At 69.9% G+C, this 15,264-nt stretch carries 13 protein-coding genes; 4 read left to right on the top strand and 9 right to left on the bottom strand.

Annotation, left to right across the window (positions count from 1 at the left end):
* Positions 1-3 precede the first annotated feature (3 nt).
* Entirely contained in the window at positions 4-933 is a 930-nt protein-coding gene (locus ACFKCF_RS20815) for a LysR family transcriptional regulator (protein ID WP_394495813.1), read from the bottom strand.
* A gap of 148 nt (positions 934-1,081) precedes the next feature.
* Here ACFKCF_RS20815 and ACFKCF_RS20820 point away from each other — a divergent pair, with 148 nt between their 5' ends.
* Genes ACFKCF_RS20820 through ACFKCF_RS20830 form a run of 3 tightly spaced genes read left to right on the top strand, consistent with a single transcriptional unit; the run spans position 1,082 to position 5,931 of the window.
* Positions 1,082-2,386, top strand: a complete 1,305-nt coding sequence (locus ACFKCF_RS20820; protein ID WP_394495815.1) for a CitMHS family transporter — start codon at positions 1,082-1,084, stop codon at positions 2,384-2,386.
* 17 nt (positions 2,387-2,403) lie between these two features.
* The gene (locus ACFKCF_RS20825; protein ID WP_394495817.1) at positions 2,404-4,368 is read left to right on the top strand and encodes a DUF6351 family protein; all 1,965 of its coding nucleotides are present in this window, start codon (positions 2,404-2,406) and stop codon (positions 4,366-4,368) included.
* A 24-nt stretch (positions 4,369-4,392) separates the two neighbouring features.
* Positions 4,393-5,931: a CocE/NonD family hydrolase gene (locus ACFKCF_RS20830; RefSeq protein WP_394495819.1), complete on the top strand. Its 1,539-nt coding sequence runs from the start codon at positions 4,393-4,395 to the stop codon at positions 5,929-5,931.
* 148 nt (positions 5,932-6,079) lie between these two features.
* Here ACFKCF_RS20830 and ACFKCF_RS20835 read toward each other — a convergent pair whose 3' ends face one another.
* The gene (locus ACFKCF_RS20835) at positions 6,080-6,619 is read right to left on the bottom strand and encodes a DUF1062 domain-containing protein (protein WP_394495821.1); all 540 of its coding nucleotides are present in this window, start codon (positions 6,617-6,619) and stop codon (positions 6,080-6,082) included.
* Between the two features lie 428 nt (positions 6,620-7,047).
* On the opposite strand from ACFKCF_RS20835, the gene ACFKCF_RS20840 reads away from it, so the two are divergent.
* Entirely contained in the window at positions 7,048-7,884 is an 837-nt protein-coding gene (locus tag ACFKCF_RS20840; protein WP_394495823.1) for an alpha/beta fold hydrolase, read from the top strand.
* A 128-nt stretch (positions 7,885-8,012) separates the two neighbouring features.
* On the opposite strand, the gene ACFKCF_RS20845 is transcribed toward ACFKCF_RS20840, so the two are convergent.
* From ACFKCF_RS20845 to ACFKCF_RS20875, 7 genes are all read right to left on the bottom strand, one after another.
* Positions 8,013-8,675, bottom strand: coding sequence for a DUF4097 family beta strand repeat-containing protein (locus ACFKCF_RS20845; RefSeq protein WP_394495825.1), 663 nt, complete (start codon positions 8,673-8,675; stop codon positions 8,013-8,015).
* Between the two features lie 536 nt (positions 8,676-9,211).
* Positions 9,212-9,988 carry a TauD/TfdA family dioxygenase gene (locus tag ACFKCF_RS20850; RefSeq protein WP_394495826.1) on the bottom strand — a complete coding sequence of 259 codons (777 nt, stop codon included), beginning with the start codon at positions 9,986-9,988 and terminating at the stop codon, positions 9,212-9,214.
* Positions 9,989-10,588: 600 nt separating this feature from the next.
* A complete protein-coding gene (locus tag ACFKCF_RS20855; RefSeq protein WP_394495828.1) occupies positions 10,589-11,170 on the bottom strand; it encodes a hypothetical protein in 582 nt (193 codons plus the stop codon).
* A 148-nt stretch (positions 11,171-11,318) separates the two neighbouring features.
* On the bottom strand, positions 11,319-12,092 hold the full coding sequence (locus tag ACFKCF_RS20860) for an ABC transporter ATP-binding protein (RefSeq protein WP_394495829.1): 774 nt from the start codon (positions 12,090-12,092) through the stop codon (positions 11,319-11,321).
* A gap of 98 nt (positions 12,093-12,190) precedes the next feature.
* Positions 12,191-12,982: an ABC transporter permease gene (locus tag ACFKCF_RS20865; protein WP_394495831.1), complete on the bottom strand. Its 792-nt coding sequence runs from the start codon at positions 12,980-12,982 to the stop codon at positions 12,191-12,193.
* A gap of 11 nt (positions 12,983-12,993) precedes the next feature.
* Complete coding sequence (locus ACFKCF_RS20870; protein WP_394495833.1) at positions 12,994-13,809, bottom strand: ABC transporter permease; 816 nt, start codon at positions 13,807-13,809, stop codon at positions 12,994-12,996.
* The gene (locus ACFKCF_RS20875) at positions 13,806-14,804 is read right to left on the bottom strand and encodes an ABC transporter substrate-binding protein (RefSeq protein WP_394495835.1); all 999 of its coding nucleotides are present in this window, start codon (positions 14,802-14,804) and stop codon (positions 13,806-13,808) included. The genes ACFKCF_RS20870 and ACFKCF_RS20875 overlap by 4 nt, the downstream gene beginning before the upstream one ends.
* Positions 14,805-15,264 lie beyond the last annotated feature (460 nt).

The following is a 15,264-nucleotide window of genomic DNA, read 5'->3' on the forward strand; positions in this document are numbered from 1 at the left end:
ACCTCAGTCGCGGTTCCAGGAGACGCCCTCGGGCAGGGCCCGCAGCTCGCGGCGGAACCCGTCCAGCAGGTCCAGGAACGCGCTCGTCGCCAGCGGCAGCGTGCGGCGGGCCCGGACCACGACGTCCAGCCGGCGGTCCACGACGGGCTCGGCGAGCGGCCGGTAGGCCAGCCGCCCCGCCCCCATCAGCGGCAGCACCAGGGCGGGCATCGCCGAGACGCCCAGCCCGGCCGTCACCAGCCCGCCCACCGTCGCCACGCTCCCCGCCTCGGCCGCCAGCGTCGGGACCGCCCCGGCCTGCGCGAACGCCGCGTCCGTGAGCCGCCGCACGCTCGACTCCGGCCCGATCGCGAGGAACGGCTCCCGGGCCAGCTCCTCCCAGGTGATCTCCATGAGCTCGGTGAGCGGGTGGTCCTCGGGCAGCACGGCGTGGAAGCGGTCCTTGATCAGCGGGCGGTGTTCGAGCTGCTCGGGGGCGGCGCCGACGGTGGAGATCGCGAAGTCGGCGTCGCCGGAGAGCACCCGGCCGAGCACCACCTGCTCCAGGCCGTCCATGATCCGCAACCCGGCCATCGGCCGCCGCAGCCGGAACTCGGAGATCACCCGGGGCAGCAGCACCGCGGCCACCGACGGCAGCGTGGCCACGGCCACCACGCCCGACTCGCCGAGCAGGTAGCGCTCCAGCTCCTTCATGCCCGACCGGTGCGCGGACACGATCTGCTCGGCGACCCGCAGCGTCTCCACCCCGGCCGCCGTCAGCTGCACGTTGCGGGTGTCGCGCTCCAGCAACTGCGCGCCGAGCAGCCGCTCCAACTCTGCCACCGCGCGGCTGAGCGACGACTGCGACACGTGCATCTCGGCCGCCGCCGCCGTGAAGCTCGCCGCTCTGGCCACGGCGGCGTACGCGGCCAGCAGCCGCAGGTTCGCCTCCATGGCGCGAGCATAGACCCGAACTTTTGCGCAGAACGCATGGATAAATGTTGCTTTGATGCTGGACCTGAGATTTCCCCGCTCGGAAACTCTTCCGTAACACTCCGGCACGTACCCCCCGCGAGCCGGGCGAGGAAGAAGGCGAACACCGATGCTGGCAGCCCTGGGATTCACCACGATCGTTCTGTTCCTGCTGCTCACCATGACCAAGCGCGTGTCGGTCCTGATCGCGCTGGTGCTGATCCCGGTCCTGGCGGCGCTGGCCGGGGGCTTCGGCGGCGAGCTGGGGAAGATGATCCTCGACGGGCTGACCAAGGTCGCGCCGACCGGCATCATGATCGCGTTCGCGGTCCTGTACTTCAGCCTGATGATCGACGCCGGTCTCTTCGATCCGCTCATCCGCGGGATCCTGCGCGTGGCCAAGGGCGATCCGCTCCGCATCGCCGTGGGCACCGCCGTACTGACCATGTGCGTGGCCCTCGACGGCGACGGCGCCTCGACGTTCCTGATCACGGTCTCGGCGCTGCTGCCGGTCTACCGGCGGCTCGGCATGAGCCCGCTCGTCCTGTCCGGCGTCGTCTGCCTGGGGGCCGGAGTCATGAACCTCATCCCCTGGGGCGGGCCCACCGCCCGCGCGATGGCGGCGCTGAAGCTGGACAGCTCCCAGGTGTTCACGCCGGTCCTGCCCGCGATGGCGGCGGGCATCGCGTGGGTGCTGGTGGCGTCGTACCTGATCGGGCTCAAGGAGCGCCGCCGCCTCGGCACGATCGCCGCCCCCGAGCTGCCCGAGGAGCGGCTGGTCGGCGAGGGGCCCGGCACTCAGCGGGCGCCCGTCCACCCCGCTCTGACGGTCTTCAACCTGGTTCTCACGGTCGCCCTGCTGGTCGGGCTCGTGCTGCAGGTGATGCCGCTGCCGGTGCTGTTCGTGGTCGGGTTCGCGATCGCGCTGCTGGTCAACCACCCGACCTGGGAACGCCAGCAGGAGCTCCTGGAGAAGCACGGCAAGAGCGTCGTCCTGGTCACCACGATGATCTTCGCGGCCGGCGTGTTCACCGGCGTCCTCACCGGCACCAAGATGATCAGCAGCATGGCGTCGGCGTTCGTGAGCGTCATCCCCGACTCCCTCGGCGGGCACCTGCCGGTCCTCGTGGCCCTCACCGGCATGCCGCTCAGCCTCGTCTTCACCCCCGACGCCTACTACTTCGGCGTCCTGCCCGTGCTCGCCGAGACCGTCAGCGGCTTCGGCGGCGCCCCGGCCGAGGTGGCCAGGGCCGCCATCCTCGGCCAGATGACCACCGGGTTCCCGCTGAGCCCGCTCACCGCCTCCACGTTCATCCTGGTCGGGATGAGCGGCGTGCAACTGGGCGAGCACCAGCGCTTCATCTTCAAGTGGGCCTTCGCCACCACGCTTGTGATGACCGTGGTCGCGCTGCTCACGGGCGCGTTCTCCCTTTAACCCCTCTGGAGAGTGACATGAGCTGGCGCGAGCTTGCCCTCATACCGGCGCTTGCGGCGCTGCCGCTGTTCCCGTCGCAGCCGGATCTCGACGTCGAAGTGCTCTCCAACCGGGCCGACCTGGTCTCGGGAGGTGACGCGCTGGTCAGGGTCACCGGCTCTTCGCGGGTACGGGTCGAGCTCAACGGCGCCGACGTCACCTCCCGCTTCGCACCCGGGCCGGACGGCACGCTGACCGGGCTGGTCGACGGCCTCTCGCCCGGCGAGAACGTCCTGACCGTCCGGCCGCCGCGAGGACGGGCCGAGCGGCTGACCATCACCGACCACCCGCCGGGCGGCCCGGTGTTCTCGGGCCCGCAGGTGCGGCCGTGGCAGTGCCAGACGACCGAGAACGGCCTCGGCCCCGCGCTGAACGACCGGTGCGACGCCGCGCCGGTCCGCAGCGAGATCACCCTCGCCAACGGCGTCAAGGCCACCCTCGAACGCGGCACCGTCAACCGCGGGATCTACGACGTGCTCGTGCCGGCGAACTGGAACCACAAGCTGGTGTGGGTGTTCGGGGCAGGCACGGGCCAGCAGTACCGGCAGGGCGTCTCCCGCGGGCTGACCATGCCGGAGGCGCAGGAGGCGGCCGCCAAGGGGTTCGCGGTGGCGTCGTCCACGATGACCGACAACTCCCTGCACAGCAACGACGTCACCTCCGCCGAGACCGTCATGATGGTCAAGGAGCACGTCGTCGAGACGTACGGCGAGATCCGCTACACCATCGGCCGCGGCGGCTCGGGCGGGGCGCTCCAGCAGTACCTCGTCGCCGACGCCTACCCGGGCCTGCTGGACGGCCTCCTGCCGACCCAGGACTGGCCGGACCAGATCGTCGGGGCCTACCGCGAGTTCGGCGACTGCGCCGCGCTGGTCCGCGCCATGGACGCCTCGCCGCTGTGGACCGACCCCGACGACAGGACCGCCGTCTTCGGGCACGGCGGCACCGGAGTCTGCGCCACCTCCGCGGGCCGCGCGCCCGACTACATGAAGCCCGACGACGGCACGTCCTGCGCGGGCGAGGCGAGCTACGACCCGGCACGCAACCCCGGCGGCGTCCGCTGCACGCTCCAGGACTTCATGATCTCCATCTACGGCGCCCGTCCGCAGGGGTGCGCCGGCGTCCCGTGCGCCCGGCGGCCGTGGGACAACGTCGGCGTGCAGTACGGTCTGACCGCGCTCCGCGACGGCCGCATCAGCGCCGAACAGTTCGTCGACCTCAACCGGCGGGTCGGCGGTTTCGACATCGACATGACCTGGACTCCTTCGCGGAGCGAGGCCGACGTCGAAGCCGTCGAGATCGCGCACCGCACCGGACGCGTCGTCTTCGGCCGGGGGCTGGCCCGGGTGCCGATCCTGGTGGTCCGCGGCACCGACAACAACGACTACCACTACCCCTGGCGCAGCCTCGTGCTCCGCAACCGGCTCGACCGGGCCAACGGTCACCACCGCAACCAGGTGCTCTGGACGAACGGCAGCGACGGCTCACCCCTGGACGTCATGGACCGCTGGCTCGCCGCCGTCCAGGCCGACCACCGGCCGAGCCCGCTGCCCGCCAAGGTCGTACGCCACCGGCCCGCCGAGGCCGTGGACGCCTGCTGGATCTCCGGCGCCAAGGTCACCGACCAGGCCGCCTGCGACCAGGCGTACCCGCACAAGGCCGACACCCGGGTCGCGGCCGGTGAGGGGCCGACCAGCGACCTGCTGAAATGCCGCCTCAAGCCGCTACGGCGCGGGGACTACGACGGCGTCGCGTTCACGGGGGAGCAGTGGGCGCGCCTGCGCTCGGCCTTCCCCGCGGGGGTGTGCGACTACTCCCGCCCCGGAGCCGGCCAGACGGACCCGGCCACCGGCCGCCTGCGCCCGCCCCAGCCCTGGCTCACCTTCACCACGGGCCCCGGCGGCACGCCCCTCGGCCCCCCTCCGTCCTCCCGCCCCGTCTAACCAACCCCCTCAGAGGACCGGCAGATGAAACCCCTCAAGATGTTGGCCGCCCTGTCCGCCGCTCTGGGCCTGACCTGCGGCCCCGCCCTCCCTGCGACAGCCGAACCCGCTCCCCCTGCGACCACCGCCATGTCCCTCCCTCCCGACCCGTTCTTCGCCTACGACCGCCCCGCCGAGTACGGCGTCCACCGGGAGCGCGTCACCGTGCCCCTGCGCGACGGCAGCCACCTGGCCTGCGACCTGCACCGTCCCGCCGCCCCCGACGGCACCCCCGCCCCCGGCCGCTTCCCCGGCATCGTCTACGACTACAACGCCTACAACCAGCTCGCTCCGCAGGGCCAGGCCGCCGCGTACTTCGTCACCCGGGGCTACGTCGCGGCCGTGTGCAACGTCCGGGGCTCAGGCGACTCGCCGGGCCACCTCGACCCCTTCAGCGGCCAGGAGCAGCGCGACAACTACGACCTCATCGAGTGGCTGGCCGCCCAGCCCTGGTCCACGGGCCGGATCGGGCAGACGGGCGTCAGTTACGGCGGGCACTCCTCCCTCCTCGTCGCCGTCAACAAGCCACCCCACCTGGCCGCCATCATCCCGGTGGACGGCATCAGCGACTGGTACGAGAACACCATCTACCGGGGCGGCATCTACTCGGCCAGGATCCGCGACTGGCAGCGCGCCGTCGCCCCCGACACCCTCGTGACGTACGCCCAGCATCCCCTCTACGACGACTTCTGGCGCGAACGCAGCGTCAAGTCCCGCTGGAAGAACCTCGACGTGCCCGTCCTGGAGATCGCCGGCTGGTACGACCGCTACCGCCAGGGCATGGTGGAGAACCTTCAGGCGCGCGGGCGCAACGTCTGGCTGGTGTCCGGCCCCTGGGTGCACGGCTGGCCGGCCGGGCAGCCCGCCGACATCGGCAACGGCGCCTACCTCGCCTGGTGGGACCGCTGGCTGGCCCGCCGCCCCGGCACCCCGCTGCCCGCCGCCAGGGTGACCTCGTACGAGGTGCCGGGCACGGGCTGGCAGCAGTTCGACAGCTGGCCCCCGGCGGGGACGCGGCCCGTGCGGCTCGGCCTCGGAGCCGACGGCACCCTGGCCGCCGACCCCGGCAGTTCCGCCACCCGCACGTTCGAGGTCAACACCGAGCCGGCAGCGGGCGGGCCGGGTCAGCGGCTGTCGTTCGCGACCCAGCCGCTCCAGCGCGACCTGGTCCTCGCGGGGGAGGTCCAGGCCAGGGTACGGGCCTCGTTCACGGCGGCCGACGGCAACATCGCGGTCGTGGTGCAGGACGTCGCCCCCGACGGCACGGCCACCCGCGTCACCCAGGGCTGGCTGAAGGCGAGCCACCGCTTCGGTCACGAGCGCGCGGTCCCGGTACGCCCCGGCAAGACGTACGACCTGGACATCCGTACCTGGCCCACGCACTACCGCGTCGCAGCCGGGCACAGCGTCAGCGTCACGGTGTCGAGCGACGACTACCCGGAGATCGACTCCGACGCCCCGGCGGGACAGGTGTCGCTGAGGCTCGGCCACGGCGGCTCGAACATCCGCCTGACCGCTCTCTGACCTGGTCGGTCTTCTTCGCCGGGAACTCCTCCTCCCCTCTCCGGGGCGGACACCACTCCTCCAGCGCGCGCTACGTCTCTTGGCCCTGCGGACGATGCCGCGGCGGCGGTCCTCGACCATGGCGAGGACCGCCGCCACGACATTCCCGCTAGTCCCCGGCCATCACGATGAAGGTGAACCCGGCGCTCACCGGACGCCGCAGCGGAATGTCGCACTTGATCCGGCGCAGCACCTCGTTCCTGCTGAGGCCGAGCCCTTGCGCGATGAGCCGATCCGGGCGCATCGGCACCGGATCCTCGAAGACGACCTCCACCCGGACCGGCCACGCCTCGTCGAGCCATGCCGACGGGGTGTCCAGCCGCCAGGCCCCCTTCCAGTCCAGGGTGAAGTGGTTGCGCCGGGCGAGCAGCGGATCCAACAGCGTGGCCGCCACCAGCTCCGGATCGTTGGCGTGGTAGCCGTCGAGCTCGGCCGGATCGATGGATCTGACCGGCGCTCGCTCGTGCACGGCGAGCTTGATCGTCCGGTTACAGGAGACGCAACGGACCAGCAGCCACACGTCCAGCAGCTTGCCGTTGGCGTTGACGCGGAACCTGCCCTCGCCGGTGGTGGCCGACTCCGACCGGCAGTCCACGCACCGCAACGACAGCAGAGGCAGCCTGGTCCGGCGAACGACCCAGGGCAGCACAGTATGAGGTTGTGAAGACATGATCTCTCTAGACCTGACACGAGGCCGATTGCGCGCGGCCTCAAACGCTGTATGACCGGGCGCACATGGGCAGCCCGGCAGAGCCGACGAGAGGGTCGGCTTGAAGGTGAGCGGAAGGTGTCAGGTCTAAAGAGCAGGCGGGGTCACGCGGTTTTGTCCTCTGTCCTCACTGCGGCGGGGTCGCAGACAACCTACGGGCCCGCGGAAGGAAGGCTCAAACGGTTTTCCGGCGGCGGTCCCTGTCACTTGAGGGGCCCGCCCGGCGAGTGTGCATTTCGGCCTCGGCCTGCGCACCATGGCGGTCGGCGCCGACGGTGAGTTCGGCCGGCAGACGAGGTGCGCCTGATGGTCGATCCGATCATCATGGGCGGAGGGCGGCGAGCGTCGACCGCGGACAGGAGGACGAGATGATCGAGCTGGACGTCCAGGTGGGTGCAGGCCGCACGCTGCACGTCTACGACACCGCTTCGAAAGGGAGCGGGCGGTTGCCGGTCATGTGGCATCACGGCACGCCCAACGTGGGGGCGCCTCCGGAGCCGCTCTTCGCCGCGGCCGACAGGCTGGGGTTGCGCTGGGTGTCGTTCGATCGGCCGGGCTACGGTGGCTCCAGCGTCGTACCGGGGCGCACCATCGCGTCGGTCGCCGCCGACGCGGCAGCCGTCGCGGACGCACTCGGCATCGATCGGTTCGCCGTCGTGGGGTACTCCGGCGGCGGGTCCTATGCTCTGGGATGCGCCGCCGTACTGGGTGATCGCGTCCAGGCGGTGCTGAGTTTGGCCGGCATCGCCCCGTACGGCGCGGACGGACTGGACTGGTTCGCCGGGATGATCCCGTCCGGGGTGGCGGCGCTGGGGACGGCGGCGGCGGGGCGCGAGGCGAGGGCGGCGCTGGAGGCGTCGGGCTTCGCCTACGACTGCGAGTTCACCGCGGCTGATCTGGCCGTGTTCGAGGGGCCGTGGGGGTGGCTGGGAAAGGTCGGAGAACCGGCTCTCGCGGCCGGCCCGTACGGCCAGATCGACGACGACGTCTCCTACAGCCTCGACTGGGGCTGTGATCCCGGCACCATCGGCGCCCCCGTCCTGCTCCTGCACGGCAGCGCGGATCGGATCATCCCCGCCACGCACGGGTCATGGCTGGCGGCCCACTGCCCGACCGCCGAGCTGCGGCTCCGCACGGGCGACAGCCATTTCACCATCGTCAACCACGCCGAAGAAGGCCTGGAGTGGCTCCGCCGGCAGATCTGACAAGTGACAGCAGGCTTACCGTCGCCCCGACCCGGGTGGAGGGCCTGGAACGGCCCGGGTCCACGTGGATGGACCGGGGCCGTTCGTCGTCACCGAGCTTGGTATGCCTCTCCTTCGGAGGCTGCCGGTCACAGGCTGCGGGCGGTGATGTCGCCGTGGGAGGTGGTGGCGTGGATGTCGAGTTCGGCGGTGCCGTCGTTCTTGAGGGCGTTGGTGATGCGGCCGTGGGTGGTGCCGGCGTCCAGGGCGGCCGAGACGCCGCCGGCGGCGGCGATCGAGATGTCGCCGGACTGGGTGCGGAGCACGACCTTGCCGCCGGTGGCCTCGGCGATCCGGATGTCGCCCCGTTCGGTGCTGATCTCTGCCGGGCCGCCCAGTCGGCCGACCTCGACGTCACCGTCGGTCGCGGTGAGGCGCAGGCTCGCGGTCTCCTCGAGCGTGATCTGGCGGTAGGCGCCGTCGAAGGCGACGTCGCCGAGACGGCCGGCGGTCCGGAGTTCGGCGCTGGCCGTCTTCGCCTGGATGCGGGAGCCGGTGGGCAGCTTGACGGTCACGTCGATGGATCCGGACGGGCCGAGGTACTGGTTCTTGGCCGAAGTGTCGATCCGCAGGACGCCGTCGGTGTATGCGATCGTGGTCTGCTCGGCCGCCTTCACGTCGCGGCTCTTGGAGGTGTTCGTGGGCCGGATCTCGACCGCGGTGTGGGCCTGGTCGGCGGCGATGAAGTGGACGCGCCCGGCGGGGATGTCCAGGACGGCGGAGATCGGGGCGGGGGTGTCGAACTTCTGCATCGTGTGCTCCTTGTGCGGCGTTCTTTCGATGCCCCTACGATCGCCGACCGCTCTGATACCGGGCTGTCGCCGTCCTGACGCCGCCGCTGACATCCGGCGGACAGCCGCCGGCCGCGGTCCAGTCCGGCCGGGCCTCGGGGTCTATCCCGCCACGTCCGGGCCGAAAGCCGGCTCGACACCGTTGGTCGTGCACCGCCCTGACCTGCGGGACGGCTCAGCGCCAGGTGGTCGGGCCCCCGTGTCGACCGCGGGGTGCAACTGGTCGTCGTAGCACTAGACCGTGCGCGGGAGGGACACGGCGGCGCCGCCGTCGGCGTCGAAGGCCTGGCGGGCCGCCTCGCGCAGCGTCGCCGGCCTGACGCCGAGTTTCCGCTCGGCCACCAGCGCGAGCCGTTCAGGACGTGGTGGGCTAGGAAGCTGTCGCAGGTGAGGCTGAAGACCTGGTCGCGCGGGATCCTGATGTCGCTGGGCCGGCCAGGTGGCGGCGTTGTGCACCGGCGGCAGGAGGAGGTCGTCCGGGCAGTGCCGCAACCGGATCAGTCGAGCCACAGCCGGGCCAGGCAGCGGCTCTGGCCGGAGGCGCCGGAGTCGGTGAACGCGGTCCGGCCGTGCAGGATCACGGTGTTGTCCGGGAGCAGGAGGTCGCCCGGGCGCAGCCGGAAGCGCAGCACCACCGCCGGATCGGACAAGACCGCCTCGAAAGCCTCCAGCGCGGCGAGCGCACCGGCGGTCAGCGGCTTTCCGGCCTCCTGCTGGCTCCGCTCGATCCACAGCCGGTTGTAGTGCACGCGCAGCCGGCCCTGGCGCCACTGGAACACCGGGTACACCCGGTCGAAGGTGCTCCCGGCCCCGAAGTGGAAGTCCCGCCGGAGCTCGTCGACGACGTGGGGACACTGCGCCAGCAGGCGGTTGTACACGGTGTGCCCGCTGGCCAGAAGAGAGTGCCCACCGTACGCCGCCGCCCGCAGGCACAACAGCCCCAGCAGCCGCGGCGGCCCGGGCGCGCCCGCCCTGTCGGTGTGCAGGGCCAGCTCCTGATCGGTCATGCCACGGCGTGCCGCGGCTCCGGTCATGGGACGTACCAGATTGACAGCGCCTCGCGGAGCTCCCAGCAACGGACCGAGCCCCCCGCACAGCAGATCGACCCCGTCAGCGGGCCATCCCCGCACGACCACCAGCCCCGGCCCCTGGCCCAGAGCGAGCGCGACGCGTTCGGCCAGGACGCCCGGACTCGCCCGATGCTCATCGGCGAAGTCGATCAGCCAGTCCTCGTCGCGCAGGGTGTCCCGCGTCCATGCCGTCGGGCCAACCACCGTGTGATCCATCGCTGCCCCAAGGTCGCGCCTGGCTGCATCACTCAAAGCTATGTAAATTGATCAAGGAGCAATCGAAGCCGCTTGTCGCCTCCAGAAACAACACGACCGCCACCGGCCGTCAAGGGTCTCGTTCGCGGCCTCCCGCCGCCCGGCGGCACCGGCGCGACCTGGCTCGGCGCCGGGATCATCGACGCTGAGATGGCTGGTCGCGCCGTGCGGCGGATCAAGGACTACCTCATGCGGTATCCCGAGCAGACGACCATTCGTGTCGCAGGCGAGCATGGCGATGAGGGTCCGCTGATCTTGCCTCGTGAGGCTGTGAGCCTGCTCGCCTTCATCCTCGCTCAGGCGGCTGAAGGGCGGGGAGTAACAGGCATTCCATCTCATGCGGAACTGACGACGCAGCAAGCGGCAGACATGCTGAACGTCTCACGCCCTTACCTAATCAAACTTCTTGAGACGGGAGAATCCCCTTCCGGTTCATCGGCAAGCATCGGCGCATCACGTACGAGGATCTTCAGGAGTACAAACGTCGTGATGTCAAGTGAGTCGCCGTGCAGGGCTTGGGTCGAGTCGGGGAGGCCTTGGCGGAGTTTCTCAAGCGGTCCGCTGATGGGGCTGCTCGGCCGTTACTGTGAACACGTCGTCGAGGGTCCGGGCGGTTACCGCGCGGGCGGCCCAGGCTTCGAGTTGGCCGAGGTCGGTGCAGGCAGTGATGCGGGTGCGGGCGTCGTCGGAAACGTCGAGACCACGAGTGGCCAGCACGAGCAGCACCATCCTGGCAGCCTCTTCTGCCTTGCCTTCTGCCTTGCCTTCTGCTTTGCCTTCTGCCTTGCCGCGGCCGAAATGCTCTTTGGCGAAAGGACTGTAGACGGGCCAGGTGGTGGACGTCATGATCTCCTCCATGAGGCGGCGGATGTCGGGCGTGGACATGTTGTAAGCGTATTCATGGTAATGCAGAGCGTGTTCGCCGCGGGTGTCGGCAAGAGCGGCGGCGAACGCCTCGATGACCTTGCGATTACGGCCATGGACCATGACCGACATGGTCGACAGTTCCAGGTGGGTGGTGGCCTGCTGAGCGTCGGTGATGACAGGGATGTCGTCAGGTCCCAGCACCCGGGCTTGCAGGCGGTAGCCGGTCAGGGTGGGCATCAGTCGGCCCACCGCCTCGTCGGTCAAGGGGTGGGCCCGATGGCGCCGGAGGCGCGTGGGGTTGCGCCGGAGGCGCCCGGGTGAAGACAGCCCGAGCGGAGCGAGGTCCTTTGGTTCGGGGCGGGTGTCAGCAGGCCCACCACTTAGATGGGCAACGGGGGGAGCCCCGGCCCGGCTACACGGTGGCGTGGCTGCCGCGGACCAGGCGGCCGACCTCGGCGCGGAGGTGGACGAAGTCCGGGTGTTCGCGGGTCGTGATCTGGTCGCGCGGCCCGGGCAGTTCCACCTTGAGGTCGCCGACCACGTGGGCCGGGGCCTTGGACAGGACCACCACGCGGTCGCCCACGTAGACGCTCTCGTCGATGTCGTGCGTGATGAGCACGATCGTCATCTGGTGGTGGCCGCGTACCTTGAGGACGAGGTCCTCCAGGTCCTCGCGGGTCTGGGCGTCCACCGAGCCGAAGGGCTCGTCCATGAGCATCAGCGACGGACGGTAGGCCAGCGCCCGCGCGATCGCCACCCGCTGCTGCATGCCCCCCGACAGCTGGAACGGGTATTTGCGCTCGGCGCCCGACAGGCCGACCGACTCCAGGGCCTCTTGGGCGGCCTCGCGGCGCTGGCGCTTGTCCATGTTCTTGCGGCGCAGCGGCAGCGCCACGTTGTCGGCCACCGACATCCACGGGAACAGGGAGCGGCTGTAGTCCTGGAAGACCACGGCCAGGTTGTCGGGCGTCTGGCGTACGACGTTGCCCTCGACCTTGATCTGGCCGCCCGTCGGCGTGAGCAGCCCGGCGATCGAGCGCAGCAGGGTCGACTTGCCCGCTCCGGAGGGGCCGACGATGCACAGCAGCTCGCCCTCGGCGACGCTCAGGTTGAGGCCCTCGATGGCGTGGTGCGCGTTGGGGGTACCGCCGCCGTAGACGTGGGAGAGGTTGTCTATCTCGAGCAATGGAGTTCCTCAGGGGGCGAGACCATGGACAACACGGAGCCGGAAATACTCTATCCGAGCGGGAATCGGCATACTTGTAAACGCGTGGGATCTTACTCTTACGTGCTGGAGAGTTGCTGGGCGGCGTGATGCCAGGCCAGCACCCGTCGCTCGAGCACCAGGAAGAGCTCGTTGAGGGCGTAACCCAGCACTCCGAGCAGCACGATCCCACCCCACATGGCGGGCAGGTCGAAGGTCTGGTACGCGGACGTGAGCTGGAACCCGATGCCGTTCACGGTGCCCGGCAGCAGCTCGGAGAAGACCATGACGATCAAGGAGAGCGACAGCGCGAGCCGCAGCCCCGCGAACATCTTGGGCAGCGCCGACGGCAGGATCACCCGGAACAGCCGATCGGCCCTGGACAGCCGGAACACCTGGCCGGTCTGCAGGTGCAGCGGTTCGACCGAGCGGGCGCCGTCGGCGGTGTTGAGCAGCACCGGCCAGACGATGCTGAAGACGATGAACGTCAGCTGCATCCGCAGCCCGAACCCGAAGACGACCACGAAGACCGTGACCAACGCGGGCGGCGGGATGGCCCGCAGGAACTGCAGCACCCCGTCGAGATAGTCGTACGCCCGCGCGGACAGCCCCAGCGCGAGCCCGAGCCCGACCCCGGCCAGCGCGCCTCCCGCGAACCCGGCGGCCATCCGGCCGAGGCTCGGCAGGATGTTCCCGATGGCCTCCTCGGTGAGGAACAGCGTGCCCGGCGGCCCCGAGAACCACATCGCGTGCATCCTGACCACGATCGTGCTGGGCGGCGGGAAGAACGTGCTGCCCGTCAGCCGCGTGGCCGTCTCCCAGGCGAGGATCAGCCCGACCAGCACCAGCGACCGGAACGCCGTCCCTCGCATGCCCCTGGTCCTCATGCCGTCTCTCCCAGGCGCGCGTGGTGCCAGCGGAACGCCCGCCGTTCGGCGGCCACCAGCAGCGCGTTCACCAGCACCCCGAACAGCCCGACCCAGAACACCGCGGCCAGGATGTCGGTCATCCGCGCGGGCACGGCGATGCCGGCGAAGAAGATGAACACGCCGATGCCCTCGCCCCGCCCGGCGACGATCTCGGTGCTGACGATCAGGATGAGCGCCACTCCGGCGGCCAGCCTGAACCCGGTGGTGATGAAGGGCGCCGACGACGGCAGCGACACGCGCAGCAGCACCGCCAGGGGCCCGAAGCCGTACGACCGCAGCGACTCCTTGGCGATCGGGTCGACGCCGCGCAGGCCGTACATCGTGTTGTAGAGGATCGGCCACAACGAGGCGTAGACCGCGAGCGTGATGCGTACCTGCAGTCCTGTGCCGATCAGGAGGGACACCAGGGGGATCAGCGCCACCGACGGGATCGGCCGCAGGAACTCCACGACCGAGCGCGTGGCGGCGTCGACGATCGGCACGCTGCCGAGCAGCAGCCCGAGCGGCACCGCGATCACCGCGGCGAGGCAGAGCCCGATCGCCCAGGCGAGCAGGCTCGTCAGGGCGTGCGCGCGGAAGGCGGGATCGGCCATCAGCGTCACCGCCCGCCCGAGTATCGCCGTCGCGGGCGGCAGGTTCTCCGGGTCCACCAGCCGGGTCCGGCTGAGGAGTTCGATCAGGGCGGCGAAGGCGAGGGCTCCGCCCGCCCGGCGTGACCAGCGTGTGGCGGCGGACGCCGGGCGGGCGGGGGCCAGGGTCTGAGCGCTCACCCGGACGTGGTGGGCGACATCAGCGACTTGACGTCGATCGCCTTCGTGAGCCACTTGGCCTCCAGCATCCAGTCGGCCACCCGCTGGAGGCGGACCGGGTTGTCGTTGCTGGAGAAGTACGGGAACGTGACGGTGGCCGCGGTGGCCGCGTCGATCTGGGTGAAGTTCGGCAGCACCTTGGCCACCACTTCGCGGTTGTTCTCCATGAGCTTGGCCGCGTTATGGATGGCCCGCTGGAACGCGGCCGCCGTCTTCGGGTTCTTGTCGTACCAGTCCTGCGTGCTGACGTAGCCGGAGATCGGGAACTCGGCGGCGGGACCCGACGCCGGGTCGAGGATCTTGCGGGCGCCCATCGCGGACGTGGCCGCCGTGACCATGGGCTCGCCCAGGTACGCGGCGTCGATCTGGCCGCCCTTCCACGAGGGCATGATGTTCTGGAACGTCACCTGGACATACTTGATCTTGGACGGGTCGACGTTGTTGGCCTTGAGCACCTGCGTCAGTGCCAGCTCCTGGAAGTTGTGCAGGACGTTCACGTTGATCGTCTTGCCTTCGAGGTCCTTGGCGGTCTTGATGGGGGAGTTCGGCAGGGCCATGATGCTGAGCGAGTCGGGGGCCGCGCGAGAGCCCTCGGCCAGGACGCGCAGCTTCAACGCCTGCTTGTCGTGCGCCTGGAACATCGACACGTAGTTGCCGAACATGGCGTCGATCTCCCCCTTGACCAGCATGGGGATGGCCTCCGGGGCGGCCTGGACCACCTGCGGGGTGACCTCCAGCCCTTCCTTCTCGAAGAGCTTCTGGTCGATGGCGACGTAGATGGCGGCACTGTCGATGGCGGGCAGGGTGGCGACCTTGATCTTCGTCTTCTCCAGGCCGCCGGCGGATGCGGACGGTGCCGCGCTGGGTGTCGTGGAGCCGCCCGTGCTGCACGCAACGGCGCCGAGTGTCAAAGCTAACCCGATGATGGCGGCCCTGGCGGGACGGCCAAGCCTCATGTCAGGGACTCCCTTCAGATGGAGCCAGGCGGGGGGACCGGGTGGCTTCTGCTCCCGGGGGGCTGTGTGCCTGACGCACAACAGGGATAGACCGTAACACCAAATCCGTAGTCATTATCGCGAAAACGATGCCTGTGGTTGCAATGTCGGGTTCTCGTTCTATCGTGAAAATTTGATGAGCGGTAAGAGATCGGTGTTTGTCCGGTTTGTGAAAGGAGGGGATTGGCGGGACGACTGTTACTGATGGGGCCGGTCAGTCGAATATTCCACGAGTCCGGAGGAGGCTCGCTGGACACCCTTCTGTTGCCTGTTTCACCAGCTAGAGGGCAGCCTTACCGATTCTGCCGAAATTTTTGGACAATCGGGGATAAATGCCCCAATGGGGCACTAGTAGTGGTTGGCCCGCGCCAACTGCTGTGCTCAAATGACGCGTATCTAGACGTACATATTGCCCCACGTG

The sequence above is a fragment of the Nonomuraea sp. JJY05 genome, from assembly GCF_043496855.1.
Taxonomy (GTDB): Bacteria; Actinomycetota; Actinomycetes; order Streptosporangiales; family Streptosporangiaceae; genus Nonomuraea.

Excerpts from the sequence above, each read along its gene's own strand:
- ACFKCF_RS20840 (WP_394495823.1), top strand. The coding sequence starts at position 7,048 with ATGATCGAGCTGGACGTCCAGGTGGGTGCAGGCCGCACGCTGCACGTC.
- ACFKCF_RS20825 (WP_394495817.1), top strand. The coding sequence starts at position 2,404 with ATGAGCTGGCGCGAGCTTGCCCTCATACCGGCGCTTGCGGCGCTGCCG.
- ACFKCF_RS20820 (WP_394495815.1), top strand. The coding sequence starts at position 1,082 with ATGCTGGCAGCCCTGGGATTCACCACGATCGTTCTGTTCCTGCTGCTC.
- ACFKCF_RS20875 (WP_394495835.1), bottom strand. The coding sequence starts at position 14,804 with ATGAGGCTTGGCCGTCCCGCCAGGGCCGCCATCATCGGGTTAGCTTTG.
- ACFKCF_RS20865 (WP_394495831.1), bottom strand. The coding sequence starts at position 12,982 with ATGCGAGGGACGGCGTTCCGGTCGCTGGTGCTGGTCGGGCTGATCCTC.
- ACFKCF_RS20845 (WP_394495825.1), bottom strand. The coding sequence starts at position 8,675 with ATGCAGAAGTTCGACACCCCCGCCCCGATCTCCGCCGTCCTGGACATC.
- ACFKCF_RS20815 (WP_394495813.1), bottom strand. The coding sequence starts at position 933 with ATGGAGGCGAACCTGCGGCTGCTGGCCGCGTACGCCGCCGTGGCCAGA.
- ACFKCF_RS20830 (WP_394495819.1), top strand. The coding sequence starts at position 4,393 with ATGAAACCCCTCAAGATGTTGGCCGCCCTGTCCGCCGCTCTGGGCCTG.